Source organism: Halomonas sp. A29 (assembly GCF_046723295.1).
Classification (GTDB): Bacteria; Pseudomonadota; Gammaproteobacteria; order Pseudomonadales; family Halomonadaceae; genus Halomonas.
Genome location: NZ_JAXQPR010000003.1, coordinates 144,824 through 171,567 on the forward strand (window position 1 = coordinate 144,824; position 26,744 = coordinate 171,567).

The 26,744-nt window shown below is 61.5% G+C and carries 25 protein-coding genes and 1 tRNA gene; 14 read left to right on the forward strand and 12 right to left on the reverse strand.

The window, feature by feature from the left end:
• The first annotated feature begins 56 nt into the window (after positions 1-56).
• Together SPH52_RS06715 and SPH52_RS06720 are read left to right on the forward strand one after the other, a co-directional pair.
• Entirely contained in the window at positions 57-872 is an 816-nt protein-coding gene (locus SPH52_RS06715) for an amidohydrolase (protein WP_411794231.1), read from the forward strand.
• Positions 872-1,573 (forward strand): pseudouridine synthase, encoded by a 702-nt coding sequence (locus SPH52_RS06720; protein WP_411794232.1) that lies wholly within the window; start codon positions 872-874, stop codon positions 1,571-1,573. Before SPH52_RS06715 ends, SPH52_RS06720 begins: the two co-directional genes overlap by 1 nt.
• Position 1,574: 1 nt before the next feature.
• Here SPH52_RS06720 and SPH52_RS06725 read toward each other — a convergent pair whose 3' ends face one another.
• The 7 genes from SPH52_RS06725 to gloB form a co-directional block, all read right to left on the reverse strand.
• A complete protein-coding gene (locus tag SPH52_RS06725; RefSeq protein WP_411794233.1) occupies positions 1,575-3,326 on the reverse strand; it encodes a GGDEF domain-containing protein in 1,752 nt (583 codons plus the stop codon).
• A 147-nt stretch (positions 3,327-3,473) separates the two neighbouring features.
• Positions 3,474-5,072 (reverse strand): ABC transporter ATP-binding protein, encoded by a 1,599-nt coding sequence (locus SPH52_RS06730; RefSeq protein ID WP_411794234.1) that lies wholly within the window; start codon positions 5,070-5,072, stop codon positions 3,474-3,476.
• Entirely contained in the window at positions 5,065-6,150 is a 1,086-nt protein-coding gene (locus SPH52_RS06735) for an ABC transporter permease (RefSeq protein ID WP_411794235.1), read from the reverse strand. The genes SPH52_RS06730 and SPH52_RS06735 overlap by 8 nt, the downstream gene beginning before the upstream one ends.
• Before the next feature lie 3 nt (positions 6,151-6,153).
• Positions 6,154-7,227, reverse strand: a complete 1,074-nt coding sequence (locus SPH52_RS06740) for a microcin C ABC transporter permease YejB (RefSeq protein WP_411794236.1) — start codon at positions 7,225-7,227, stop codon at positions 6,154-6,156.
• Positions 7,228-7,271: 44 nt separating this feature from the next.
• The gene (locus tag SPH52_RS06745; protein WP_411794237.1) at positions 7,272-9,134 is read right to left on the reverse strand and encodes an extracellular solute-binding protein; all 1,863 of its coding nucleotides are present in this window, start codon (positions 9,132-9,134) and stop codon (positions 7,272-7,274) included.
• Positions 9,135-9,246: 112 nt separating this feature from the next.
• A complete protein-coding gene (locus SPH52_RS06750; RefSeq protein WP_411794238.1) occupies positions 9,247-10,404 on the reverse strand; it encodes a transglycosylase SLT domain-containing protein in 1,158 nt (385 codons plus the stop codon).
• 75 nt (positions 10,405-10,479) lie between these two features.
• The gene (gene gloB, locus SPH52_RS06755; RefSeq protein WP_411794239.1) at positions 10,480-11,247 is read right to left on the reverse strand and encodes a hydroxyacylglutathione hydrolase; all 768 of its coding nucleotides are present in this window, start codon (positions 11,245-11,247) and stop codon (positions 10,480-10,482) included.
• A 179-nt stretch (positions 11,248-11,426) separates the two neighbouring features.
• Here gloB and SPH52_RS06760 point away from each other — a divergent pair, with 179 nt between their 5' ends.
• Genes SPH52_RS06760 through nudC form a run of 4 tightly spaced genes read left to right on the forward strand, consistent with a single transcriptional unit; the run spans position 11,427 to position 14,242 of the window.
• Positions 11,427-12,218 carry a class I SAM-dependent methyltransferase gene (locus tag SPH52_RS06760; protein ID WP_411794240.1) on the forward strand — a complete coding sequence of 264 codons (792 nt, stop codon included), beginning with the start codon at positions 11,427-11,429 and terminating at the stop codon, positions 12,216-12,218.
• The gene (rnhA, locus tag SPH52_RS06765) at positions 12,205-12,702 is read left to right on the forward strand and encodes a ribonuclease HI (RefSeq protein ID WP_411794241.1); all 498 of its coding nucleotides are present in this window, start codon (positions 12,205-12,207) and stop codon (positions 12,700-12,702) included. Before SPH52_RS06760 ends, rnhA begins: the two co-directional genes overlap by 14 nt.
• Before the next feature lie 3 nt (positions 12,703-12,705).
• The gene (gene dnaQ, locus SPH52_RS06770; RefSeq protein WP_411794242.1) at positions 12,706-13,470 is read left to right on the forward strand and encodes a DNA polymerase III subunit epsilon; all 765 of its coding nucleotides are present in this window, start codon (positions 12,706-12,708) and stop codon (positions 13,468-13,470) included.
• The gene (gene nudC, locus SPH52_RS06775) at positions 13,457-14,242 is read left to right on the forward strand and encodes an NAD(+) diphosphatase (RefSeq protein ID WP_411794243.1); all 786 of its coding nucleotides are present in this window, start codon (positions 13,457-13,459) and stop codon (positions 14,240-14,242) included. The genes dnaQ and nudC overlap by 14 nt, the downstream gene beginning before the upstream one ends.
• 55 nt (positions 14,243-14,297) lie before the next feature.
• Here nudC and SPH52_RS06780 read toward each other — a convergent pair whose 3' ends face one another.
• Positions 14,298-14,609, reverse strand: coding sequence for an SCP2 sterol-binding domain-containing protein (locus tag SPH52_RS06780; RefSeq protein WP_411794244.1), 312 nt, complete (start codon positions 14,607-14,609; stop codon positions 14,298-14,300).
• Positions 14,610-14,755: 146 nt separating this feature from the next.
• Between SPH52_RS06780 and sohB the strand changes: the two genes are divergently transcribed.
• Positions 14,756-15,796 carry a protease SohB gene (gene sohB, locus SPH52_RS06785; RefSeq protein ID WP_411794245.1) on the forward strand — a complete coding sequence of 347 codons (1,041 nt, stop codon included), beginning with the start codon at positions 14,756-14,758 and terminating at the stop codon, positions 15,794-15,796.
• A gap of 24 nt (positions 15,797-15,820) precedes the next feature.
• Here sohB and SPH52_RS06790 read toward each other — a convergent pair whose 3' ends face one another.
• A complete protein-coding gene (locus tag SPH52_RS06790) occupies positions 15,821-16,141 on the reverse strand; it encodes an ArsR/SmtB family transcription factor (RefSeq protein WP_411794246.1) in 321 nt (106 codons plus the stop codon).
• A gap of 12 nt (positions 16,142-16,153) precedes the next feature.
• On the opposite strand from SPH52_RS06790, the gene SPH52_RS06795 reads away from it, so the two are divergent.
• From SPH52_RS06795 to SPH52_RS06810, 4 genes are all read left to right on the forward strand, one after another.
• Positions 16,154-16,492, forward strand: a complete 339-nt coding sequence (locus SPH52_RS06795) for a hypothetical protein (protein WP_411794247.1) — start codon at positions 16,154-16,156, stop codon at positions 16,490-16,492.
• A gap of 20 nt (positions 16,493-16,512) precedes the next feature.
• Entirely contained in the window at positions 16,513-18,423 is a 1,911-nt protein-coding gene (locus SPH52_RS06800; protein ID WP_411794248.1) for a propionyl-CoA synthetase, read from the forward strand.
• Between the two features lie 213 nt (positions 18,424-18,636).
• A complete protein-coding gene (locus SPH52_RS06805; protein ID WP_411794545.1) occupies positions 18,637-19,308 on the forward strand; it encodes a 7-cyano-7-deazaguanine/7-aminomethyl-7-deazaguanine transporter in 672 nt (223 codons plus the stop codon).
• Between the two features lie 45 nt (positions 19,309-19,353).
• On the forward strand, positions 19,354-20,133 hold the full coding sequence (locus tag SPH52_RS06810) for an alpha/beta fold hydrolase (RefSeq protein ID WP_411794249.1): 780 nt from the start codon (positions 19,354-19,356) through the stop codon (positions 20,131-20,133).
• A 6-nt stretch (positions 20,134-20,139) separates the two neighbouring features.
• On the opposite strand, the gene SPH52_RS06815 is transcribed toward SPH52_RS06810, so the two are convergent.
• Entirely contained in the window at positions 20,140-21,396 is a 1,257-nt protein-coding gene (locus tag SPH52_RS06815; RefSeq protein WP_411794250.1) for an ABC transporter substrate-binding protein, read from the reverse strand.
• 142 nt (positions 21,397-21,538) lie between these two features.
• On the opposite strand from SPH52_RS06815, the gene SPH52_RS06820 reads away from it, so the two are divergent.
• Complete coding sequence (locus SPH52_RS06820) at positions 21,539-23,245, forward strand: potassium/proton antiporter (RefSeq protein WP_411794251.1); 1,707 nt, start codon at positions 21,539-21,541, stop codon at positions 23,243-23,245.
• A 411-nt stretch (positions 23,246-23,656) separates the two neighbouring features.
• Here the strand turns inward: SPH52_RS06820 and nhaD are convergent, their stop codons facing one another.
• Both nhaD and SPH52_RS06830 read right to left on the reverse strand, forming a co-directional pair.
• Positions 23,657-25,141 (reverse strand): sodium:proton antiporter NhaD, encoded by a 1,485-nt coding sequence (gene nhaD / locus SPH52_RS06825; protein ID WP_411794252.1) that lies wholly within the window; start codon positions 25,139-25,141, stop codon positions 23,657-23,659.
• A 148-nt stretch (positions 25,142-25,289) separates the two neighbouring features.
• Positions 25,290-25,379, reverse strand: a tRNA-Ser gene (locus SPH52_RS06830).
• Positions 25,380-25,455: 76 nt separating this feature from the next.
• Between SPH52_RS06830 and SPH52_RS06835 the strand changes: the two genes are divergently transcribed.
• Both SPH52_RS06835 and SPH52_RS06840 read left to right on the forward strand, forming a co-directional pair.
• Positions 25,456-25,899 (forward strand): NUDIX hydrolase, encoded by a 444-nt coding sequence (locus SPH52_RS06835; RefSeq protein WP_411794253.1) that lies wholly within the window; start codon positions 25,456-25,458, stop codon positions 25,897-25,899.
• Positions 25,900-26,008: 109 nt separating this feature from the next.
• Entirely contained in the window at positions 26,009-26,677 is a 669-nt protein-coding gene (locus tag SPH52_RS06840) for a Bax inhibitor-1/YccA family protein (RefSeq protein WP_411794254.1), read from the forward strand.
• The last annotated feature ends 67 nt before the right edge of the window (positions 26,678-26,744 follow it).

Genomic DNA, 26,744 nt, shown 5'->3' on the forward strand with positions numbered 1-26,744 from the left:
TGCCTGCCTGGGGTAGGCTGAAACGATGGATGACCAACTGCAAGGGACCACCCCCCATGAGCGATTTGCGTACGACCCTGGTTCAGTGCGACCTGCGCTGGGAAGATCCCGAGGCCAACTGCCGCATGCTCGAAGAGCAGTTGGGAGAACTCGATGGCAACGAGACCGACCTCATCGTACTGCCCGAGATGTTTTCCACCGGCTTCACCATGAACTCCCGCGAGATGGCAGAGCCCATGGAGCAGAGCCATGCAGTCGCGTGGCTGAGCGAGCAGGCGAGAAAGCGTAACTGCGTCGTCACAGGCAGCGTGGCGGTCGTCGAGGATGACCAGTATTACAACCGTCTGGTCTGGGCGCGGCCGGACGGTAGCCGGGCCTATTACGACAAGCGACACCTGTTCCGCATGGCAGGCGAGCACGAACGTTACTCCATGGGTCACGATAGAGTGATCGTGACGCTGAAGGGCTTTCGTATCCTGCTCAGCGTTTGCTATGACCTGCGGTTTCCGGTCTGGCTGCGCCAGAGCCCTGGGCCCGGCGAGCACTTCGAGTACGATGCACTGCTGTGCGTGGCCAACTGGCCGGCGCCGCGACGGCATCCTTGGCGAATTCTGCTGCAGGCAAGGGCGATCGAGAACCTGTGTCCCGTCATTGGGGTCAATCGCGTCGGCGAGGACGCGAACGGCATGCGCTATTCCGGTGACTCCATGCTGGTGGATTTCAAGGGCGAGGCGATCATCGATGAGCCGCGCGATACCACTTTCATCAAGAGTGCGACGCTTTCCCGCGCCGACCTCGAGGCCTTCCGCGAGAAGTTTCCGGCCTGGCGCGATGCCGATCATTTCACACTGGCGGATGGAGTCGGGTTCTGATGCGTCTGGATCGCTTCCTGGCGGAGACTACGGAGCTGACCCGCAGCCTGGCCAAGAAGGCGCTGCAACGTGGCGAAGTCAGCGTCAATGGAGTGGTAGTGAAGCAGCCTGCCAGCCACGTGGGGGAAAGCGATCGAGTGGAATGGGACGGGCAGCCGTTGGCCTTGGTCGGCCTGCGCTACGTGATGCTCAACAAGCCTGCCGACGTGGAGTGTAGCGCGCGACGCGGGCTATACCCGCGCGCAGTGGATCTCATCGACCTGCCCAAGGCCGAGCGTCTGCAGCCAGTGGGGCGGCTGGACGTCGATACCACCGGACTGGTACTGCTGACCGATGATGGCCAGTGGTCGCATCGAGTTACCTCGCCACGCAAGCGCTGCGCCAAGGTCTATCTGGCCACCCTGGCCGAACCGCTTGCAGGCGAAGCACTGGCCGAGGCCTTCAGACGCTTCGAAGAGGGGCTTCTGCTTGAGGGTGAAGAGAAACCGACGCTACCGGCGGAACTCGTGATGCGTAGCAGCCACGAGGCCGAGCTGACTCTCTACGAAGGGCGTTATCATCAGGTCAAGCGCATGTTTGCCGCTATCGGCAATCACGTCACGGCGCTTCACCGGGAATCGGTGGGGCCACTCTCGCTGGGGGCTCTCGCCCTGGGAGAGTGGCGGGAATTGAACGATGAGGAGGTCGCTGCATTCGCCTGAGTCAGGTCGACGGCGCGTAGGTTTCGCTGCGGTCGCGGCCGCAGTGCTTGGCGCGATAAAGTGCCAGGTCGGCCAAACGAATCAGCTCGAGCGGGTCGTCGGCGTGTGCCGGATAGCTGGCGATACCGCAAGAGAGGCTGACGCAGCCAAGCGCTTCGCCGCCATGCAGGAAGCACTGCTGACGCATCGACTCCAGCAGCCGCTCGACGGCTTCGCTGGCCTGCTGTGGCGTGGCGGCGGGCATCACCACGACGAACTCCTCACCACCCAGGCGGCAGACCACGTCGGCTTCGCGGAAGTGCTCGCCAATCAGTCGCGCCGTGTCTATCAGCACCGTATCGCCAGCCTCGTGTCCATACAGGTCGTTGAAATGCTTGAAGTGATCGATATCGAGCATGACCAGCGACAGTGCCCCGCCGCGCCGGGCAATGGCTGCCTCATGAGTGAATATCTCGTCGAAGTAACGGCGATTCTTCAGGCCAGTCAAGGGATCCTGGTAGGAGAACGCTCGCAGCTGCTCGACCATGTGCTGCAGGTCCTGGGTGCGATCTGCTACCTGACGCTCGAGGTGCTGGTTCAGCTCGACCAGCTCGCGCTGGGTGAGAGCATAATGACGCAGTGAAATTGCCACGATAGCGAAACTGAAGCCAAGCGCGCCCAGGCTGACCGGTATCTGCTGCCATGGCAGCAGGCCATGGGCAACCGCCATGTCGAGCAGCAACAACAGGCCGAACAGGCCATAGGCGGCAATGATCAGCCGCTGTTCGCCATTGAGCCGTTTCAGGTGCACGGCAATGAGGGAGAACAGAACCGGCAAGCTAATGGCCAGCATCACATCGTAGAGGGGAAAGGTGCTGGAGAGATCGACGACACCGCTTAGGGCGAGGCTTAGAGCAAGTACCAGGTAGCCCAGGTGGAGCTGCCACAGCCGACGAATCCAGCGTGAATGCTGGTTCGGAAACCAGGGTTCGAGCAGCAGGCCGATACCTATCGGTAAGGCGTAGTAACCCGCCGCGGCGAGATAATTCCAGAATAGCGGCATTGCCAGCAGCAGTTGGCTGGCTTGGGTCTCGGCCAGGATCATCACGCCGGAGGCTAGTGAAAAGAGCCCGATGCCAGCAAAGGTTTGCCGGCGCTGATGAATCAACGCGAAGCTGCCGGCCAGCAGCGCAAGTAACAGGCAGAAAGCGCTCACTGCCAGATCTGCCGCCGAGCGGTTCAGGAGCATGGCGAAGAATTCGGGGCGGTCCATCAGGCGAACTTCGCCCCACAGGCCGATATCTGTGTAGTTGGAGTAGACTCGGAAAGTGAGCTGGCGACCGGCGAAGTTTTCGGGAAGGCTGATCACATGCCAGGGCCAGCCGATGAAAGGGCCTTCACCTTGGGCGTCGAAACTGCCGTGCTGGTAGATCAGCTCGTCATCCAGAAAAACCTGTGCAATCAGATCGATACTATAGATATAGAGTACCGGGTCGCGCCATTCGCCGGCGGGCAGGGTAATCCTGAACCACGCATGACGGTGCCCCTCCCGACCCGGCGGGTTGGAAGGGAAATCGATGGCTTGCCAGGCGGGCTCTTCTGCCGTGTCGAGGAGCCAGCTGTGTGTGCCGTCGTCGAGTCGCGGCGAGTCGCCCCAGCGATATTCCCAGCCGGTGTCGAGATCCTGGGAAGGGAACGCTGCCGTAGCGACGACAGGGAACAAGAACAGCAACAGAGGTATGGATAGCCGCAACAAGAGGACAAGGCAGCGCATTGGTGGCGTTTCCTCTGTTCCTGACGGGCCAAGCCCTAGTATAAGGCAAAGCCGTGTTCTGAGCGCGTTATGAGTACTTAGGGCATATCGGGTTTATACCGTTATCTTCTACGCAAAACAAACTTGTCCTACGCTCTTCCTATTACGTCAAAGTTGCGGCACAAGGCCTGCTGCCTTGACCAGGGCACGAGTGTAGTCGCTGGCGGGATCAGCCAGTAGCGCCTGACATTCACCTTGTTCCACCAGCTCCCCATCTTTCAGCACCAATACACGGTGCGCCATGGCACGTACCACCGCCAGATCATGGCTGATGAAGAGAAAGCTCAAACCACGCCGCGCCTGCAGATCGCGTAACAACTCGACAAGTTGCTTCTGCACGGTGCGATCCAACGCCGAAGTAGGCTCGTCGAGTACTACTAGTGCCGGCTCCAGGATCAAAGCTCGGGCGACGGCAATACGCTGCCGTTGACCACCTGAGAATTCGTGGGGATAGCGTGATGCACAATCAGCAGGCAGGCCAACTTCCTGTATGGCGGCTCGCACCCGCTTGTCGACCTCTGCGTCAGCAAGCTCAGGGAAGTGGAAACGCAGCCCCTCGCTGATGATGTCGGAAACCGGCATGCGGGGAGAGAGTGATCCATAGGGGTCTTGAAACACCACCTGAATGCGTCTGCGGCGCTTGCGCAGGGCATTGCCAGTCAACTGGTCCAACCGTTCACCGTCGAGTTCTATCTCGCCGCGGCTCTCCACCAACCTGAGCAGTGCCATGGCCAACGTCGTCTTGCCCGAACCAGACTCCCCGACGATACCCAGGGTTTCGCCCGGCGCCAGGTGCAGATCGATCGGCTTCACTGCCTCGAAAGCAGGAGGACGCTTGGCAAACAGGCGTTTGGGACGTTGGAAACTCACTGCAACACCGCGTGCCTCGAGCAATGCCTGCGCCGATGTGACCGGCGCCGGCCGGCCGGTCGGCTCGGCATCCAGCAATGTCCGTGTGTAGGCACTGCGTGGCGATGCAAAGACCTCGCCGACGGGCCCTGTCTCCTGTTCGTGGCCGTCGTACAACACACAGATGCGGTCGGCGTGGCGCCGCACCAGGTTGAGGTCATGGGTGATGAAGAGCATGCCCATGCCATGGCGATCGCGCAGCTCGGCCAGCAGGGCCAGGATCTCCTGCTGCACGGTGACGTCGAGTGCCGTGGTAGGTTCGTCGGCAATCAGCAGCTCCGGATCGTTGGCAATGGCCATGGCGATCATCACACGCTGACGTTGGCCGCCCGAGAGTTGATGCGGCCAGGCGTCGAGCAGTTCGCCAGGGCGCGGTAGCTTGACTTGCTCCAGCAGCGTGCGGGTGCGCTCACGAGCCGCACGGCCCGAAAGTCCCTGGTGCAAGCGCAGGGTTTCGCCGATCTGCTTGCCCACGGTGTGCAGCGGATTGAGCGAGGTCATCGGTTCCTGGAACACGAAGCCGACTCGGCCGCCGCGTAGCGCCTGCCAATCGCGCTTTTTCAGCGCGGTGAGGTCGGTATCGCCCAGCCAGCGGCCTCCCGTGACCTGGGCGTTGTCCGGTAACAGATTCATGGCGCCGAGGGCCGAGACGGACTTGCCGGAACCGGATTCACCTACCAGTGCCAGGGTTTCCCCTCGCCGTACTTCCAGGGTCAGCTCGCGAAGAACCGGCTTGCCATCGAAGGCAATCGAAAGCTTGTCGAGGCGCAGCAAGGGTTGGGAGCGAGAATCAGGCATTGGGCTGAGTCCTGGTCAACGGCGTGGCGCTGGGTGCGTGCTGAATGTGACGTGGATCGAAAGCGTCGCGCAGCCCTTCGCCGATGAAGACCAGCAGCGAGAGCATCAGCGACAGGCTGACGAAGGCGGTGATGCCAAGCCAGGGCGCATGCAGGTTGTTCTTACCCTGCGCGACCAGCTCACCCAGCGAGGGTGAACCTGGCGGGAGACCGAAACCGAGGAAGTCGAGTGCCGTCAAGGTGGTGATGGCACCGGTGAACAGGAAGGGGATGAAGGTCAGGGTAGCCACCATGGCATTGGGCAGCACGTGACGCCACATGATCAGCCGTGACGGCAACCCCATGGCCTTGGCGGCACGCACGTACTCGAGGTTGCGAGCGCGCAGGAACTCGGCACGCACTACGTCCACCAGGCCGAGCCACGAGAACAGCAGCATGATCCCCAGCAGCCACCAGAAGCCGGGCTGGACGAAGCTGGCCAGGATGATCAGCAGGAACAATACGGGCAACCCCGACCAGATCTCGGTCAACCGCTGCCCGATCAGGTCGGTCTTGCCGCCGAAGTAGCCTTGGATGCCACCGATGATCACGCCCATTACCAGCGAGCCACCGGTCAGCACCAGAGCAAAGAATACCGACAGGCGGAAACCGTATATCACGCGCGCCAGTACGTCTCGGCCCTGGTCGTCGGTACCCAGCCAGTGCCGCGAATCGGGAGGTGAGGGCGATGGACGCATGATCTGCATGTCCAGGGTTTGGTAGGAGAAGGGAATCAACGGCCAGATAGCGATGCCGTGCTCCTCGATCTGCTCGCGGATGAAGGGGTCGTGGTAGTCGGTGCGGGTGGGTAGGAAACCGCCGAATTCCGTCTCGGGGTAGTCCACCAGCAGTGGCACATACCACTGGCCGTCATAACGCATGGCGATAGGTCTGTCGTTGGCGATCAGCTCGGCCCCCAGGCTCACCACGAACAGGGCGAGGAAGATCCACAGCGAGATCCGGGCACGCCGGTTGCTGCGGAAGACATCGATGCGCCGCCGTGCGATGGGAGAGAGCTTGGTAGAGAATGCAAAGGCCATGGCTCAGGACTCCCGTGTCTCGAAATCGATGCGCGGATCCACCCACACATAGGTGAGGTCGGAAATCAGCTTCAGGATCAGCCCGATCAGGGTGTAGAGGAACAGCGTACCGAAAATCACCGGATAGTCGCGTTGCATCACCGCCTCGAAGCCGAGCAGCCCGAGTCCCTCGAGCGAGAAGATGACTTCGATCAGCAGCGACCCGGTGAAGAAGATCGCCACCAGGGCTCCGGGCATGCCGGCGATGATGATCAGCATGGCGTTACGGAACACGTGGCCGTAGAGGGTACGGTGGTCGCTGGCGCCCTTGGCCCGTGCCGTCAACACGTACTGCTTGTGGATCTCATCGAGGAAGCTGTTCTTGGTCAGCATGGTCAGGGTGGCAAAGCTGCCGATGGTCATGGCCACCACCGGCAGGGTGATGTGCCAGAAGTAGTCCTTGACCTTGCCCCAGGCGGAAAGCTCATCGAAATCCGGTGAGGTCAGCCCGCGCAAGGGGAAGAGATCCCAGTAGCTACCGCCGGCGAACAGCACGATCAACAGGATGGCGAAGAGGAAGCCGGGAATGGCGTAGCCGACGATGACCAGTCCCGAGGTCCACACATCGAAACGCGAGCCGTGATGCAGCGCCTTGCGTATCCCCAGCGGAATCGAGATCAGGTAGACCAGCAGCGTGGTCCATAGGCCCAGCGAGATCGATACCGGCAAGCGCTCTATCATCAATTCCACCACCGGTCGGTCGCGGAAGAAACTGTTACCGAAATCGAAGGTGGCGTAGTCGCGCATCATGGTCAGGAAGCGAACGTGAGCCGGCTTGTCGAAACCGAACTGTTGTTCGAGCTGTTCGATGAAGCGCGGGTCTATCCCCCGGGCGCCGCGCGACTCGTCCTGTACCACCACGTCGCCACCACCAGCATCCAGCCGCGTGCTGGCCATGGCGTCCATGCCCTCGAAACGAGCCAGCATCTGATCGATCGGCCCGCCCGGGGCAGCCTGAACGATGATGAAATTGAGCAGCATGATGCCAATCAGGGTAGGAATCATCAGCAGCAGGCGGCGCAGGATGTAACGGCTCACGATAAATCATCCTTGTAGAAGCTTGGGTGACGAGTGGCAACGGCCTACCTGCGTCGTAGACGGCGGTTCAGTTCGTTTTCTCGGTCGGTATCCACCCACCAGGCCGAAAGGTCGAAACCGTACTGGGGGAAGGGCTCCGGGTAGCCGAACTTGTCCCATACCGCAATGCGCGTCTCCCCGGAATGGTACTGGGGAATGGTGATGAAGCTCCACAGCAGCACTCGATCCAGTGCACGAGTCGCGGTATTGAGTTCCTCGCGGCTGTCGGCACGAATGAGCCGCTCCACCAGGTCATCCACGGCCGGGCTATCGAGGCCCATCAGGTTGCGGCTCTGGGGAGAGTCGGCAAACTCGCTGGTCCAGTACTCACGCTGTTCGTTGCCCGGATTGTTGGACTGCGGGAACTGGCCGACGACGATGTCGAAATCGAAGCTGCGCAGGCGGTTGAGGAACTGGTTGATATCGACGATACGCAGCCTGCCTTGGATGCCGAGCCGCGACATGTTGCGCAGCATCGGCTGCACGACCCGCTCCATGCCACTGTCGAACAGCATCACTTCAACGGTGAGAGGACGCCCGCGACCATCGACCAGCGTTCCGTCGCGCACCTCGTAGCCGGCTTCCAGCAGCAGGTCGTAGGCGAGCCGCAGGCGTTCACGCAGGTTCTCGGGGTGGTCGATGGGCACCGGGCTGTCGAACACACGATCGGGTAGCTCTTCGCGATGCGGTTCAAGCAGCTCGAGTTCTGCCTCGCTCGGCAGCCCCTCGGCCGCCATCTCGGAATTCTGGAAATAGCTCTCGGTGGGATGGTACGAGTCGTAGAACAGGTTGGCATTGAGCCATGGAAAGTCGAAGGTCAGGCTGAGCGCTTCCCGCACCAGGGGGTCCTGGAATTTGGCACGCCGCAGGTTGAACACGAATGCCTGCATGCGCGAGGGCGTCCCGTCGGGCACGGTAATGCGCTTGACCAGGCCATCGTGATAGGCAGGGAAGTCGTAGCCGATTGCCCAGGTCGAAGCGCGGGCATCGATGCGATAGTCCATCACTCCTGCCTTGAAGGCTTCCCAGGCGATATCGCGGTCGCGGTAGTAATCGTAGATCAGGCGTCCGATGTTGTGCCGCCCCACGTTGACGGGCAGGTCGCGCCCCCAGTATTCCTCGTCGAGACGGTAAACGATGCGTCGGCCCGGCTCGACGCTGGCAATGCGGTAGGGGCCAGAGCCGGGGTGGCGTGCCAGCGTAGGGGCGCTGAAATCACGCTCTTCCCAGTAGTGCTTGGGTAGAATCGGCAACTGCCCGACGATCAACGGCAGCTCACGCGAGTGGTTGGTGGAAAATTCGAAACGCACGGTGTGGCGGTCCAGCGCCACCACGCTCTCCACGTCGGCATAGTAACCACGGTAGAAGGGGTTGGCTTCCTCCATCAACAGGTTGAAGCTGAATACCACGTCTTCGGCAGTAACCGGCTCGCCATCGTGGAAGCGTGCTTCGGGGCGCAGGTCGAACTCGATCCAGTAACGATCGGGGTCGAGACGCATGCCTTCCGCCAGCAGGCCATAGACGCTGAACGGCTCGTCGGCATTCTCGGTGAGCAGCGTGTCGTAGATCTGGCCGATGCCAATGGCCGGCGTGCCGCGGATGATGAACGGGTTGGTCGAATCGAAGCTGCTGCCCACTGCCGCCTGGGTCATGCTGCCGCCCTTGGGTGCGTACGGGTCGACGTAAGGGAAGTGGCTGAAGTCGGCGGGCAGCTCCGGCTCGTCGTAAAGCGCCAGTCCATGCACCGTCGGTACTTCTTCAGCAGATATTTCGTCAGTGGTTGCTTCGTCCGCTTGGGCGGCGAACGACAATGGTCCCCAGCCAAACATCAGGCAACAGACGAGAGTTGAACGCAAGGCGAACCGCATCAATGACATCCTTGGTGGAAGCTGGCCCGGCATTCCGGGCTTTACCGCCATAAGGTGTCAGGCCATCCGGCGCTTGTAAACCTCGATATGCAGCGGATGGTGATTGCCTGACTCAGCGCGCCGCAAGACTGCGGCGAGGAATATCGAGCTGTTGGCCGGTGCGAATGGCATCGCCATTGAGGCCATTGTGCTGGCGTAGTTCGTCCACGCTGATGCCGTGACGGCTGGCGATGGCAGAAAGGCTGTCGCCACGTTGGACGAGGTACTGTTCACCTTCATGGGGAACCGATGGAGACGGCGCATTGAGTTCAGCCAGTACCGCCTCTTCCTGTTCGATGGGCACCAGTACCACGTCGACCGTGGCGGGGCTGGCACTGCCATTGGTCAACCCAGGGTTCAGGGCGGCGAGTTCCGCCTGGTCCACCCCGGCTACGCTGGCCAACTGCGACAGGTTGATGGGCGCATTGACCGGCACCTTGGCGAAAGCGGGGGCGTCGTCGATCTCGGGCAGTGCGACGCCATGGGCCTCAGGGTCGTCGATGATGGCAGCAATGGCATTGAGCTTGGGCAGGTAGTTCATCGTCTCGCTGGGCAATTGCAGGTTCCAGTAGTCACTGGGCGCCCCACGTGCCGCTGCAGCGTGTCGCGCCCGATTGACGGTGCCCGCACCGGCATTGTAGGCCGCAAGCGAGAGCTCGATGTCCCCTTCGTACCACTGGTCGGCCTGCAGTTCGATGTAGTCCAGCGCTGCCTGGGTCGAGGCGATTACGTCGAGGCGAGCGTCGTAGCCATTGCGGCGATGCAAGCCCAGGGCATCGGCGGTGCCGGGCATGAACTGCCACAGACCAGCGGCGCCTCGATGACTGCGCGCCTGGGGATCGTAGGAACTCTCCACGAAGGGGATCAGACCGATCTCGCCGGGCAGCCCGCGTAGCTCGACCTGCTCGGTGATCCAGGCCATCCAAGGACGGGCGCGCTCGATGATCTCGACGATGTTGCCTGGGTTGGCACGGTAGTGGTCGATCCATTGCTGCACCCTGGCATCGTGGCGACGATCATGCCACTCCAGGTTGTCGCGCAACCGCTCCCAGGCATCCCCGGGCAGGAAATCGAGGCTCAGGTCGTCCCAGAAATGGTGGGTGGGGAGGGGCGGCGTAGCCCCGGGATGCGGGCTTGCCAGCAGCGCCGGACTGGTCGCCGACAGCGCACCGATCAAAGCGATGCCACCGGCAAGGGCCAAGGTCCATTGCCGTGTCGTTCGGTAGGTCATTCCGTTCTCCTTCAGGGCTTGTTCACACCGCCCATGGGATGCGTCGATTCTCAAAACTGTCTTTGGAAACTGACTTTAAAAACTATCTTTCCAGGCGCGCAGGGTGGTGAAAGTGGCCTGGTCGGTATCGGTACTGCCATGCTGCGAAGCCGTCGCACGTACATCGGGATCGTCACAGCGCAAGAAGGGATTGATGCGCTTTTCCCGGGCCAGATGGCTCGGCAGCGTGGGGCGGTCGAGAGCGCGGATGCGCTGGGCCTCGACCAGGGCATCGCCAACGTCGCGGTTGTGCGGGTCGGCGGCCTGGGCAAATTTCAGATTGGCCAGCGTGTACTCATGCGCGGCGAACAGCAGCGTGTCGTCCGGCAGTCCGGCCAGGGTCTGCAGGGATCGATACATCTGCTCGGGAGTGCCCTCGAACAGCCGGCCGCAGCCCGCGGAGAACAGGGCATCACCACAGAACAGCAGCGGCGGTATGCCGGCAGTAAAGAAGGCAATGTGGTCGAGAGTGTGCCCGGGTACCTCATACACATCGAAGCGCCGCCCCATGACCCGACAGGTGTCGCCGTTTCCAACACGTTCCGTGAGGCCAGCGATGCCTGGATTATCGGGGCCGATCACCTGCGGCGAGTAACGATCGATGAGTTCCGGCAGGCCGCCGGTGTGATCGTGGTGGTGATGAGTGATGAGAATAGAGCCGAGAGTGAGACCCTCTTGCTCGAGAATGCGAATGACCGGCTCTGCATCGCCTGGATCCACGACACAGGCTTCGGGGCTCGTATCCTGGCGCATGAGCCATATATAGTTGTCGCTAAAAGCGGGAATCGGTGTCACGCTCAGCATAAGCGGTCTGTCCTTCGTCGCGTCGTCAACCGAAGTGAGTGGCGGTCGTTGGCCCGTTTCCTCGCACTCGGCGCCACGGCCCGGGACCACTATGGCTCTCGGACTTTCGACGGGCTGTGCACGGTTAAAATGCAAGAAATGACCTGCAAAACCGGTGATCATGGAGGTAATGGTCAGCAATGTCAAACCCGCATGAAGCGCTGGCCCTGACTCAGCTGTATCGTGAAGGACGCCGCTACTGGTCCAGCGACGACGGCCAGGCCCACTGGCGCGCCGAGCGGGCCTGCCTGGGGCCGATCTGCGAGAGCCTGCACGGTGGCCATAGTCTGGAGCTTGGCATGGGTCCCTCGCTTACCGACATGTCGCCCATTCGCCATAACATACGCTGGGTCCCGACAGCCGAACTATCCGAGAATGCTTCCACCCTAGTGTGCCCCCTCGACGCGCTCGCGTTGCCCGATGAGTGCCTCCACCTGGTCATCGTCCACCATCTACTGGAGGTCGTCGACGAACCCCACCGGTTGCTGCAGGAAGCCGCTCGGGTCACCGCCGACGATGGGTGCCTGGTCATACTCGGTTGGGCTCCGTTGGGCCTGACCGGGCTCTCACGGCTCGCACCTGGGCGTCGCAGTCGCTTGCCCTGGCGCGGCCACTGGCGCACCCCCTCCAAGCTGGGCGACTGGCTTGCATTTGTCGACTTCCGCGTCGAGCGGGTAGACTACTGCGGCTTTCATCTCCCCGGCAGCCTGCCTACCAATGCAACGCTGGAAACGCTGGGGCGACGCCACAACGTGCCGCTGGGTGACAGCTATATCATTCACGCCCGCCGCCGAAGCCGGCTCGCTCAGAGCCAGCGTCCCAGCTTGCGGCTGCAGGGTACCTTGGGCGGTGGTGCGCTGGGCCACGCCACGCGTGTCGGCAGTACCGCACCGGAACCGAGCAGAAGGACCACCGAAGTTGAGTGCCAGTGACCCCGACAAGCCGCTACCCAAAGTCATCATTCATACCGATGGCGCCTGCCGTGGGAACCCAGGGCCGGGCGGATGGGGGGCCGTGCTGCATAGCGGCCGGCACGAGAAGACCCTGAACGGCTTCGAGGCGACCACCACCAATAACCGGATGGAACTGATGGCCGCAATCATGGCCCTGCGAGCGCTCAAGCAGGCCTGCGAAGTCGAGCTGTGGACCGATTCCGAGTATCTTCGCCGCGGCATCACCGAATGGATACACGGCTGGATGAAGCGCAACTGGAAGACGGCAAGCAAGCAGCCGGTCAAGAACGCCGAGCTGTGGCGGGAGCTGCTCGAGGAAACCCATCGGCACCGTATCCAATGGCACTGGGTCAAAGGGCACAGTGGCCACCCCGGCAACGAGCGTGCCGATGCGCTGGCCAACGCCGCCATCGACGCCCACTGGACCCGTAGCAAGTCGCAAACCACTCAACCTGAGTCCTAGATCATGCGTCAGATCGTTCTGGATACCGAAACCACCGGCATCGACCCCCGCGAAGGGCACCGACTGATCGAGATCGGCGCCGTGGAACTCATCAACCGGCGCCTCACCGGCAATACCTACCATCAGTACATCAATCCACAGCGTGAGGTCGAGGCCGAGGCGATTGGCGTGCATGGCATCACCAATGAATTTCTCGTCGACAAGCCTGTATTTGCCGAAGTCGCCGATGCCTTCTGGGAATTCATTCGTGGTGCGGAGCTGGTAATCCACAACGCTGCGTTCGATGTCGGCTTCATCGACCACGAATTCACGCTGCTGCTGGGCTCGCGCGGTGAGCCGCGGCTGGGGCCGGTGGCGGAGCACTGCCGCATCCTCGACACCCTGCAACTGGCCCGCGAGCGCCACCCCGGGCAGCGCAACAACCTCGATGCGCTGTGCAAGCGCTACGAAATCGACAATGGTCGTCGCGTGCTGCACGGCGCACTACTCGATGCCGAGATCCTGGCCGATGTCTACCTCGCCATGACCGGCGGGCAAACAGCGCTGTCGCTGGATGCGGAGGAGCGGAGCAGCAATCAGGCCATGGCCAGCGGCCTTTCGATCAAGCGCATGACGCTTTCCCCCGGCAGCCTTCGCGTGCTGCGCCCCGGTGACGTTGAGCTGGCAGCGCATCAAGCCAAGCTCGAGCAGATCCGCCAGGTTGCAGGCAGCTGCCAGTGGGATACGCTGCCGGATCAGCGCCAAGGGAGCAGCGATGCTGCGCCGTGAGTTGCCGCTTGAAGCTAACCATGGGCGGCTGATCCGGGTCGCGGCTGGGCAAATTATGCCCGGGCCCGACGGTAACCCACTGCAGGCCGAGCAACCCTGGCCGGACAGCGTTCAGCCTTTGGCCTACTGGCATGACGAGCCGATCGCGCTTTCCGTGGAAGAGCAGGCCGGGGAGGACTGGCCTGACGGACGCCAATGGCTCTCCCGGCTCCCCGAATCATGGTTCCCGCTGATTTCCACCGCCCTGCAGGTCGCCGCCTGGTTGCGCGATCACCGATTCTGCGGCCGCTGCGGCGCGCCTGCTTCACGGCTCGACGCCGAGTTCGCCATGCACTGCGAGCAGTGCGGGCACCGTAACTATCCCCGGATATCGCCTTGCATCATTACCCTGGTGACTCATGGCGATGCCATGCTGTTGGCCCGAAGCCCGCGCTTTCCTCCTGGCCGTTATTCCACTCTGGCGGGTTTCATCGAACCGGGAGAGTCTGCCGAGGAGGCCGTGCATCGGGAGGTGTACGAAGAGGTGGGGATCAGTGTAGGCCGGATACGCTACTACCGTAGCCAAGCCTGGCCTTTCCCGCATGCGCTGATGCTGGGTTTCTTTGCCGAAGCGGCCACTCGGCGAATTCGCATCGACGGTATCGAGATAGCCGATGCCGCCTGGTTCCACCCGAAGCGGCTACCGCAACTGCCGCCACCCTATTCCATCTCGCGGGCATTGATCGAGACTCACCTTGCCGAGGTGGCCGACGGAATCGGTCAGTCACGCTGACGAAAATGCAGCGGGCCGCCCGAAGGCGGTCCGCTGCATTCGGAAAGCCGGTGGTTCAGCGATTCGGGAACAGACTGGTTAGCTTGGTAGCCAGCATCACGTTACCGGTGGCCTTGAGCTTGCCGGTCATGAACGCCGTCATGCCATTGACTTCCCCGGTCATGATGCCCCTCAGGGTGTCGCTGCTCATGGAGAGCGATACGGAGGGATCTTCATGTTCACCTTCCTCGATCGCCATGGTGCCATCCTTGACGACCAGGTAGTGGCTGCCGTTGTCGCTGAAGTGGAACTGGAAGATATCGTCCATGCCTTGGGCAGCCTGGGGGTCGAAACGCTCTTGCAGTTTGTCTAGGGTCGAGGTGGACATGGGGACGTTTCCTTTGTTGATGATCGGTGGACTCGGCAGTCCATCTGTCAGAGGTTATTTCAAACGACTGTTTCAATCAAGCCCGTTGTCAGTAACTGCGCTCAAGGGCACGATTGGGCGATCAACGCAGAGAGAGGGGTGGCAACGTGAATGAATGGCTGTTGGACATGGGACGTTTCGTCTTGCAGATGTCGATCCTGACCCTGCTGGTCGTGGTCGCGGTAGTGGTGATCGCTCGGATCAAGGGCGAAACGGGTGAGCGTGTTCGTCTGCGGGTCGATGAGTTGAACGAGCGCCTCGAATATCGTCGCCGGCGCCTGTCCCTGGCCGCCACCGAGCCGAGTGCTCGCAAGCGCCTGGCCAAGGCCTTCCGGCGCGATGACAAGAGCCGTTCCCGGGCCGGCCGAAAGCAGGCCGACAAACCCCGCAGCACGGTGTGGGTGCTGGATTTTCACGGCGACCTCAAGGCTACGGGGGCAGGGCGGCTCGCCGAGGAAATCTCCGCCGTGACGGCGGCGGCGAGCGAAGGAGATGAGGTCGTGATTCGTCTGGAGTCGGCGGGAGGGCTGGTGCACTCCTATGGCCTGGCGGCTGCCCAGGTCGATCGGCTACGCGATGCGGGGCTTTCCACTACGGTATGTGTCGACAAGGTGGCGGCCAGTGGAGGCTACCTGATGGCATGTGCAGCGGACCAACTGCGTGCCGCCCCCTTTGCCGTGCTCGGCTCCATAGGGGTCGTGGCGCAGCTGCCGAACGTTCATCGCCTGCTGAAGCGCCACGATGTCGATATCGAACTACTGACGGCAGGCGAGTACAAGCGAACCCTGACCGTGTTCGGCGAGAACACCGAAGAAGGACGCGACAAGTTACAGTCGGACCTCGACAACATTCACGACCTGTTCAAACAGCATGTTATCCAGCGCCGCCCGGCTCTCGACATCGACAAGGTGGCAACAGGCGAGGTGTGGTACGGCCATGACGCACTCGAGAAAGGGCTGGTGGACGCCTTGGGTACCAGCGAAGCCTACCTCGTCTCGCGAATGGAAGAAGCCCGGATCGTCAGTGTGCGCCTTGAGGCTCGGCATGCCATGGGAAAACGTCTCGGCATGGCCATCAGCGAGGGCGTGGCAGGGGGAGTCGAGCGCCTGCTGGAACGGCTCGATGCGAGCCGTTGGGAGAGACGCTGAATAGAATACCCGTTACAGGCTTCGTCACGCATCTTGCAGGCGCACGAGCGCTCCAATCATCTGGCGCGCCTGTTCCCCTTGCAGCGAGTAGTAGATCGTTTGCGACGCTCGACGCGTCGAAACCAGCCCTTCGCGCCTTAGAATCGCCAGGTGCTGGGACAGCGCTGACTGGCTCAGAGCCAGCCGCTGGTTGAGCTCAGTCACCGATAGCTCGGACCCATCCAGCAGGCAGAGGATACGCAACCGATTGTCATTCGCCAAAGCCTTCAACAGGGCAGTGGCCTGGTCGATGGCCGGGTTGCCGGCCTGGAGAAGGCGGGATGCAGCGGTATTCGAGGTGCTCATGATGATCTCCCCGTGTTGCTGCCCGAACAATATCCTGGCTCCGGGCTGGCGGCTTCAGGCGGCTACCTCGGCCCACGACAGAGGGCGCAAACCACCTGTCGCAGACGGTGCGATCCGGCAGTGCCCAAGTTTGGTCATGGCATTGCTGATTTAGTCATCATTGATAGTGACACCGCGACTGTCAAACGAAGAATCAACCTAACGGCTCATCGCACTACCGTGGACGCCCTCATTGTCAACAATAAAACCTTTTCCAAGGCTCTTTTTGCCTTCATCTGGGCAAAATTAGCCGATGGTATGAAGGAAATCCTCAGAGAAACCTCTAAAGTGTCAACAATCAAAGTTTCGTGAGATGCCGGGACATAACACACATGACAACCTACAACGCCGAGTTCCAACGCTCCATCGACCAGCCGGAAGCCTTCTGGGCTGACCAGGCGCGCCGTATTCCCTGGTTCACGCCCCCCACCACCATTCTAGAATATGACGAGCAGGGCCATGCCCGCTGGTACTCGGATGGCGAGATGAACATCTGCCATGCTGCGCTGGACCACCATGTTGCCCAGGGACGAGGCGATCAACCGGCCATATATTGGGATTCCCCGGTCACCGGCAGTAAACGGACCGTGACCTATCGCGAAATGCGCGATGAAGTCGCCTTGTTCGCCGGCGCCTTGCAGGGCCTGGGGGTGGGGAAGGGCGACCGGGTCGTCATCTATATGCCCATGGTGCCGGAGGCGCTGGTGGCCATGTACGCCTGTGCGCGCCTGGGTGCCGTGCACTCCGTGGTTTTCGGTGGTTTCGCTCCTCACGAACTTGCCGTTCGCATCGACGATGCCAAGCCTAAGGTCATGGTTGCTGCTTCCTGTGGTATCGAGATCGACCGGGTGATCCCTTACAAGCCGAACATCGATACAGCCATCGAGCACAGCGAGCACAAGCCCGATGCCTGCATCTACCTGCAGCGTGAGCAGCAGCGTGCCGAGCTCGGCGCACGTGACCATGACTGGTCGACGCTGGTGCAGAACGCAACTCCCGCCGAGTGCGCGCCGGTCAAGGGCAGCGACCCGCTGTACGTGCTGTATACGTCCGGCACTACCGGCAAACCCAAGGGCGTGGTCCGCGATACCGCGGGATATGCAGTGGCATTGCACTATTCCATGGAAACCATCTATGACGTGGCGCCGGGCGACGTGTTCTTCTCGGCTTCGGACGTGGGTTGGGTGGTGGGCCACTCCTATATCGTCTACGCCCCCCTGTTGCGTGGCTGTACCACCGTGGTCTACGAAGGCAAGCCAGTCAAAACGCCCGATGCGGGAGCCTTCTGGCGGCTGATCAGCCAGTATCGGGTCAAGAGCTTCTTTACCGCGCCAACGGCTTTTCGCGCGATCAAGAAGGAGGATCCCGACGGCAAGCTGCTGCAGCAGTACGACATCTCCTGCTTGAAGGCGCTGTATCTGGCCGGTGAGCGCCTCGACCCACCGACCTTTCACTGGCTCGACGACCTGCTAGAGGTGCCGGTAATCGACCACTGGTGGCAAACCGAGACCGGCTGGCCGATCGCCGCTAACCTGCAAGGGCTCGAGCCTATGGCGACCAAGGCCGGCAGCGCCACCGTGCCGGTGCCGGGTTTCAACGTGAAAGTTCTCGATCGCGAAGGCGAGCAGGCGGGACCGATGCAGCAGGGTAGCGTGGTGATACAGCAACCCATGCCGCCGGGATGCCTGGTGGGAATATGGGGCGATCCGAAACGCTTCCACAGCGCCTACATGGCGGCTTTTCCCGGCTACTACTTGACCGGCGACGGTGGCTACTTCGACGATGACGGCTATCTGTTCATCATGGGGCGTACCGACGACGTCATCAACGTGGCGGGGCATCGACTGTCGACCGGTGAAATGGAGGAGGTGGTCGGCGCACACCGGGCAGTGGCCGAGTGTGCCGTGATCGGTATTCACGACGCCCTAAAGGGCCAGGTCCCGGTCGGCCTGGTGATACCCAAGGACGGTTTCGATGGCGACGAGGTTGCTCTGGAGAACGAGCTGATCGCCCTGGTGCGCGAGAAGATCGGCCCGGTCGCCTGCTTCAAGCAGGTATTGGTGGTCAACCGGCTGCCCAAGACACGCTCCGGCAAGATCCTGCGCAAGCTGTTGCGGAACATCGCCGATGGCAAGGAGTACGGAGTCCCCTCGACCATCGACGATCCTGCTAGCCTCCAGGACGTACATGATGCCATGAAGGAGCGTGACATCGGCTCTGCCCACGAGGCTCGCCAGGTCTGAGCCCAAGGCCTCCTCTGAATTCGCGCCGCCCGCCGGGCGGCGCGCTCGTTGTTGGCCAATGGCACAAGCGATCTCGCCATGGCCAGCGCTATCGGCGCCACGTATAATCTGCGCCTCAATTCCGGCAACCGCTTTCGGCGGATGCCGGCGAGGGTTCCCTCACCCCTCGTCAGTCGACATGGCCTAACCAAGGCCACCAAAAAGGCTTCATACATGTTCGTACTGTCGGAAGCGCAGCAACGCCGCTGCTTGCTGTTGCTGGTGTCGTTCCACATCCTTGTGATCGCCGCCAGCAACTATCTCGTGCAATTGCCGTTTACCCTGTTCGGGTTTCATACCACCTGGGGGGCGTTCAGCTTTCCCTTCATCTTTCTTGCCACCGACCTCACGGTGAGGTTGTTCGGCAAAGGGCCTGCTCGGGCCATCATCATGCGGGTCATGCTTCCGGCACTGGTCATCTCCTATGTCGTCTCGGTGGTCTTTCCGCGCGGAAGTTTTGCCGGGCTAGAGGCACTGGGAGAAGGGAACCTGTTCGTAGCACGCATCGCGCTGGCAAGCTTCATGGCCTATGTCCTGGGACAGTTGCTCGACGTCCAGGTCTTCGACCGTCTGCGCGGCCTGCGAGCCTGGTGGATAGCACCGGCGGTCTCCACCGTGCTGGGCAACCTTGCCGATACCGCAGCATTTTTCGCCATGGCGTTCTATCGTAGCCCCGATCCTTTCATGGCAGCGAACTGGGTCGAAATCGCAACGGTGGACTACGTCATCAAGCTTGGTATCAGCCTGTTGTTTTTCCTGCCGCTGTATGGCGTGCTGCTGGCCTGGCTGAGTCGCAGGATGGTGGAACTCACCGGGCAACAGGACCTCGCGCCACAGCGCTCCTGATCGGCAGGAATTCATACATCGTCAAGCCAACCACGGGGAGAAGGGATGAGCGTCGAACTCAACTACCAGGATACCGGCGGGGCGGGCACGCCTCTGATCGTGGTGCATGGTCTGCTGGGCAGTGCCGACAATTGGCGTTCACATGTCAAGCAGTGGCAGGCCCAGCGACGGGTAGTGGCAGTTGACCTGCGTAACCATGGCCGTTCGCCGCATGCCGAAGGCATGAGCTATCGCGAGATGGCCACGGATCTGCTGGCACTCATGGATCGCCTCGGCATCGAGAAGGCACACCTGCTCGGCCACTCCATGGGCGGCAAGGTGGTCATCAGCCTGGCACGGCTGTTGCCTGAGCGTGTGGCATCGCTGATCGTGGCGGACATCGCACCGCAAGCCTATGGGCATGGGCATGACGCCGTATTCGCGGGGCTAAGGCACCTTCAGCGTGGCAATCCCACAAATCGGCGCGAAGCCGATGAGCTGTTGGCCGAGCATGTCGACGAACGGGCCACAAGACTGTTTCTGGCCACCAATCTGGAGCGAGGAGAAGACGGTGGGCTGACACTGAGAGTAGGCCTCGAGCAGATCGAGGCAGGCTACCGCGACATCATGCAAGAACCGGCCGGGGAGGGTGCCTTCGAGGGCCCCGTGCTGGTGCTGCGGGGAGGGCGATCCCATTACGTACCGGACTCAGCCTTGCCGAGCCTGCGTGAGGTATTGCCCAATTCACGTCTGGTCACCCTCGAAGAGGCCGGCCACTGGCTGCATGCCGAGCAGCCAGAGGCATTCCAGACGGCGGTCAATGAATTCCTGAGCTCGCTGAGCTGAAGGGCTTCAGGGAGCGGCCGTTCCGAGATCGATGGCGAGCCGCTCCAGTGGCGTAATGACCTCGACGAGACCTGCTTCCAGCAGGAACTGCTCGAAGCGCAAGTAACGCCCCTGGTCCACGGCCGCAGGCTGCAGGCTCAGGCGAGGGAACATATCGGCCCAAGTATCTCGGCCGGTATGGTCGGCGAGTGCGGGTTCAGCCCTTTCCAGCAGCTTCCAGGCTTCCTGCGGATGATTGACGATCCACAGAGCGGCCTCTTCGAGAGCCGATACCATGCGCCGAACGGCATCTCGCTTGCCGTTGAGCTGGTCACGATTGGCCATCAGAATCAAGCCGTCATGGGCGGGCAACCCGTACGCCTCGATCGGCAGTGTGCGCGTCATCACCCCCTCATCGGCCAACTGCCGAGGTAGGAGGAAGCGATGATGCACGATCATCCCATCGATACGCTGCTCGCGCATAGCATCGAGAGCCGAGTAACCAATCTCCTCGAGCCCCACCAGTTCCAGCCCATTGGCTACACCCAGCAGCTCCGTGAGTATGCTTGCCAGCAGTACATCGCGCCCGTCGCTATCGGTAAAGCCGATGCGCAAGCCATCGAGGAGGATCTCGCGCTTCTCATCCTCGAGGTTATCGCGCAGAACCAAGCCTGAAACGGGAGCCGCAACCAGGGTAGCCACTCGCACCAAGGGTACCCCCTTGTCCGCCAGCAAATGCAGCTGGGGCTGCCGTCCTAGCGCCAAATCGGTTCGGCCTGCTGCAAGCAGCTTGGTGGGTACGCTGGGATCCGCAGGCACTATCAGCGCCACATCCAGCCCTCGGCGCGCAAACATGCCTTTTTCGCGTGCCACCAGCAAGGTGGCGTGCTGGGGATTGAGGTACCAGTCGAGGGTGACCGTCAGACGGGTCGTGGGCGGCGGGACGATGGGTTCGGCCGGCTCGCTGACCACCGAGGGTACTTCCAGCGCCTGCCTTTCCTCCTCGGCGGTATGCTCGACCGGCAGCAGGCGTTCCAGCACTCCCGGGCCCTCGACTACAGGTGGCACCTCAACCACTGGCGAGGCTCCGCTTGGCGCCAGGGTTTCGGCGTCCTGCAGCAGGAAAGGCACCTTGACGAGCGTGTCGAGCTGCAGCGGCAATGTGGGAAGTGGCATGGTGTCCCTGTCGGCTTCAGCCAGAAGCTGCAGGGAAAGCAGCATGATCAGAATGGCGATCGTTCCAGCCAGGGCGCGAGCCACGCAGCGCCGATGGGGCTTGGCCATGGATGGAAATCTCCAGGAAAACCGTAAATTTCAGTAAGCAATTAGTTTATCGCTGTCATGCCAGCCATGGCTAGCCGAGGTGTTGCCTGCCTCGACCATGGGCTCCCGTGGCATAATGGGGCATTCCAGCTCGAGGTCATGCATGGACACCATCAATACCCTTTTCCTGCTTTCAGGCTTTCTGATCGCCCTTAGCGTCGTGGCCAGCCGTATCTCGTCAATGGTCGGGCTGCCGCTGCTGCTGATCTTCCTGGGGCTGGGCATGCTGGCAGGCGAAGAGGGGATCCTGGGCATTCGTTTCGACGACTACTCGCTGGCGTTTCTCATCGGTCATCTTGCGCTGGCCATGATTCTGCTCGACGGCGGCCTACGCACCCGGCTCAAGACCTTTCGTGTCGGCTTCAAGCCCGCACTGTCGCTGGCCACGCTGGGCGTGTTCGTCACCAGCGGTGTAGTGGGGCTGTTCGCCATGTGGGTCTTCGACCTTTCCCTGGTACAGGGTCTGCTGGTCGGTGCCATCGTCGGCTCGACGGACGCAGCCGCAGTATTCTCGATGCTGAGTGGCCGGGGCGTACATCTCAACGAACGCGTGAGCGCGACGCTCGAGATCGAATCCGGCACCAACGATCCCATGGCCATCTTCCTCACCTTGCTGCTGGTCGAGCTGCTGGTGGGAGACATTCGTGGCCCGCTCGAGTTAGTCATGTTCATGGTGCTGCAATTCGGCCTCGCCACACTGATCGGCCTGGGCGGCGGCTGGTTGAGCGCCAAGCTGTTGCGCTGGCTCGACCTAGCGCCCGGGCTCTATTCGCTGCTGGCTCTGGGCCTGGGCTTCTGTGTCTTCGGTGCGACCAGCTTTCTCGGCGGAAGTGGCTTCCTGGCGATCTACCTGACCGGGCTGATGATCGGCAACCAACCGGGCCGGCACCTCAACTTCATTCTCCCGGTACACGATGGCCTGGCCTGGCTGAGCCAGATCGGCCTGTTCCTGATTCTGGGCCTGTTGGTCAACCCATCGGGACTGCTTGAATTCGCGCTGCCGGCCTCGCTGGTGGCATTGGTCCTGATTTTCGTCGCCCGGCCACTGGCGGTACTGATCACCGTGAAGCCCTTCTTCCGCTTTCGCTGGCGTGAGATAGGCTTCATTTCCTGGGTGGGGCTACGGGGAGCCGTTCCCATCGTGCTCGCCATCTTTCCGGTCATCGGCGGGGTCGAGAATGCCGAACTCTACTTCAACGTTGCCTTTGCCGTAGTGCTGCTGTCCCTGCTGATTCAGGGAGGCACCTTGCCGCTGATGGCGCGCTGGACGAAGGTGGAAATTCCCTTGGGAGTCACCCCAAACCATCGGGGACCGCTGGGAATCCTGCCGGAAAACGACTACGAGATGTTCGTCTACAAGGTGGATAACCAAGATCTCGAGGACGTTCCCATTCGCCTGCTGCGCTTTCCCTCCGGCGCAGTGATTTCGGCACTATTTCGTCAGCACGCCATGTTGCACCCCAAGGGCAGTACGCGACTGAAGCCGGGCGACATTATCTGCGTGATCGGGCGCAGCGAAGACCTGCCGGCACTCAACAGGCTGTTCAGTGGCGATGCCAAGCTCAAGCGTGAGCGCGCCTTCTTTGGCACCTTCACTTTCGATGGCGATGCCCTCATGAGGGACATCGCCGGCGTCTATGGTCTGACACTTAGCCCCGGCGAGAGCGAAATGACACTAGCCGATTTCGTCTCGCTGCGCGTCGGCGGCCACCCGGTGGTCGGCGACGATATCGATTGGCATGGCATTCATTGGGTCGTCAGCGAGATGGAGGGAAATCGCGTTACGCGAGTCGGCTTGCGCCTTTACTAGCTGTCTGCAGTATGCGGCGAGTGGCGCGCTGCAACCCGGTATCGCTACGTCCTGTCGTAGTTGATTCGGATAGCGCTACCAGGCGGCTTGCTTGCCGAACCTCGGGGTGGCAGCTATCTTCCAGGCAACCCTCATGCTCCCCCAGGTGTGAACAAGGCCGTTTTCGCTTGGTGGAGTTCAATGTTTTTACATCGACAAGGAGTCGTCACATGCTCAAGTTTCTGGCAAGCACCGTCGGCATCATCTTCCTCATCGGGCTACTCGTGGTCATCGGTCTGCTGATGCTGATCTTTTGAATGGCAGTGCACCGGCCAGTACCGTCATGCCAGGCAACTGAAACCGTACCCCGTCAGATAGCACTGCGCCCGGCCATGGCCGGGCGCAAAACATGACCCTGAGTCCTGCTGGCACTCAGCTGGGAATGGCAAAACTCGCGGCATTGAGCCACATGTGAGTGGCAACACTGGCCGCATAACCCAGTATGATAACTGGCGCCCAGCGCAGGTGGCCCATGAAGGTATAGTTGCCACGCGCCTGTCCCATCAACGCGACGCCGGCAGCGGAACCGATCGACAGCACGCTGCCGCCCACGCCAGCCGTCAAGGTGATCAACAGCCAATGCCCATGGGACATCTCGGGCTGCATGGTCAGCACGGCGAACATGACCGGGATGTTGTCGACCACGGCCGAGACCAGACCCAGCACGATGTTGGCCCAGGTGGGGTTCCAGCCGTAGTAAAGCGCCTCGGAGAGCAGCCCCAGATAGCCCATGAAGCCCAGCCCACCTACGCACATCACAACGCCATAGAAGAACAGAAGGGTATCCCACTCCGCCCGAGCCACGCGGTTGAAGACGTCGAACGGCACCACCCCGCCCAACTGAGCCAGCTTGCGCTCGTCGCCCCGGGCCGTGTAGCGAATGCGCTTGCGCTCCAGCGAGCGGGGCAGGCTACGGCGCAGGTAGTAACCGAAGAACTGCAGGTAGCCCAGGCCGGTCATCATGCCCAGCACCGGTGGCAAATGGAGCAGGGTATGGCAGGCAACGGCCGTGGCCACCGTGAGCAGGAAGAGCGCAATGATCCGGCGTGCTCCGCGCTTGAGCCAGACGTCCTCGTAGACACCCTCAGGCTTGCGGTTATTGATGAACAGGCTCATCAAGCTCGCTGGTATCAGGAAATTGACCAGCGAAGGAACCAGCAGGGTGAAGAATTCGTAGAACTGCACGATGCCGGCCTGCCAGACCATCAGCGTCGTGATATCGCCGAAGGGGCTGAAGGCGCCACCGGCATTCGCGGCAACCACGATATTGATGCAACAAAGGTTGATGAAACGCTTGTCGCCCTCGGCCACCTTGGTCACCACCGCACACATCAGCATGGCCGTGGTCAGGTTGTCGGCAATGGGCGAGATCACGAAGGCAAGCACGCCGGTCAGCCAGAACAGCTGCTTGTAGCTGAAGCCCTTGCGCAGCATCCAGGAACGCAGGGCATCGAATACCCGCCGCTCTTCCATGGCGTTGATGTAGGTCATTGCCACCAGCAGGAACAGCATCAGTTCGGTGAATTCGAGCAGCGTTTCGCGAAAGGCGTGTTCGGCCTCGTTGGGCATTCCGGACTGGACGTAAACCCAGCCGATCATGCCCCAGATCAGACCGGCCGCGACGAGCACCGGCTTGGACTTGCGCATATGTAGCTTTTCTTCGGCCATGACCAGTGCATAGGCGAGAACGAAGATGATCACGGCAAAGAAACCGACCGCCGAGCTGGTCATTTCCAGGCTGCCGGTGACAGCAAGAGCGGCGGGACTGAACAGCGTTGCAGAAAGGGCAAGCAGCAGTATGCCCGGCCACCGGGAGATGCCCCGGAGCCTGGCGAGAGAGCAGAAGCCAGTTGGCATGGATGGGTACCTGAGTGAAGGTTAGGGGAGGATTGAAAGACCGCCCCATTCTACCATCCGATATTGCTCTGCAATATAGAGAATAAGCCTAATAATTAGCTCTAAAAAGAAAAAAGCCTCTGATTAATCAGAGGCTTGCAAAGTTCGTTGGCGGAGGGACAGGGATTCGAACCCTGGAAAGGCTTTCACCTTTGCCGGTTTTCAAGACCGGTGCATTCAACCGCTCTGCCATCCCTCCGGCTCACGGGGGCGAATATTACCAGTTATGCTCATGAGGTCAAGAGTTGGCAGACAGGTACTGCCAAGGAGTCCGTATGCCGTGTCATGCAAACCCACCATCGAGGCCGACCCCGGCCGTGGCTGCGGTGGTGGTTCACCAGGGGAGGGTGCTGATGGTGCGGCGCCGTCGTGCGCCTAACGCCGGCATGCTCGCTCTGCCGGGAGGACGAGTGGAACCAGGCGAGCCGCTGTGGGAGACGGCCCTGCGCGAGTTGCGCGAGGAAACCGGTATCGATACCGAGCCAGGGCGGGTGCTGACTGCCATCGACCAGTTTCAGTTCGATGATGAAGGCGGTCTGTCGAGCCACTTCGTCATTGTGGTGGTGAGTTGTCACTGGCTGGCCGGGAGTGCTGTCGCTGGAGACGATGCCAGCGAGGTTCACTGGCTCGACGCCGCCCAGGTGAGCAGCGAGCCGAGCCTATGCGCCAGCGCCCGTCGTATCGCCATCGACGTGCTTGCGCACCCCATGAGGCGATGAAGATTCGTTGAGCCTTGTAGAACTAAGGACTTGCACCGGGAACCAACCGACGGCATCCTTGGTCAACTGCAGAGATCAACAAAGATCAATCACAGGGAGCTCTGGATCAATGGCCTATCACGACACACATGTGACCCAGCACTCGTCACAGGCCGTCAGCGCCAACAAGGTGCTGCGCAACACCTATGCGCTATTGGCGATGACACTGCTGTTCTCCGCCGTCACAGCGGGTGCCGCCATGGCCATGGGCGTCGAACGGATGAACATCTTCGTGTTCTTCATCGGCGCATACGGCTTGATGTTCCTGGTACACAAGACCGCCAACTCGGCTACCGGCCTGCTGGCAACCTTCGCCTTCACCGGCTTCATGGGCTTCACCCTCGGCCCGATCCTCAGTGCCTATCTGGCCCTGCCCAATGGCGCCGCGCTGATCATGAACGCCCTGGCCATGACCGGGCTGACCTTCATCGGTCTATCCGCCGTGGCACTGGTATCCAAGAAGGACTTCAGCTTCCTGGGCAACTTCCTCCTGGCAGGCGCCATCGTGCTGATCCTGGCCATGGTGGCGGGCCTGGTGTTCCAGATTCCCACCCTGATGCTGATGGTATCGGCCGGCTTCGTACTGTTCGCCTCGGCCGCCATTCTCTACCAGACCAGTGAGATCGTGCATCGCGCCGGTGAGACCAACTACATCCTGGCCACCATCACGCTGTACGTCTCGATCTACAACCTCTTCATCAGCCTGCTGTCGCTGCTCGGTATCATGAGCAACGACTGAACCCGACAGGTCAGGTACTTCCAGGCCCCGCCGATGCGGGGCCTGCGTGTTTGAGAAGGCAGGAACT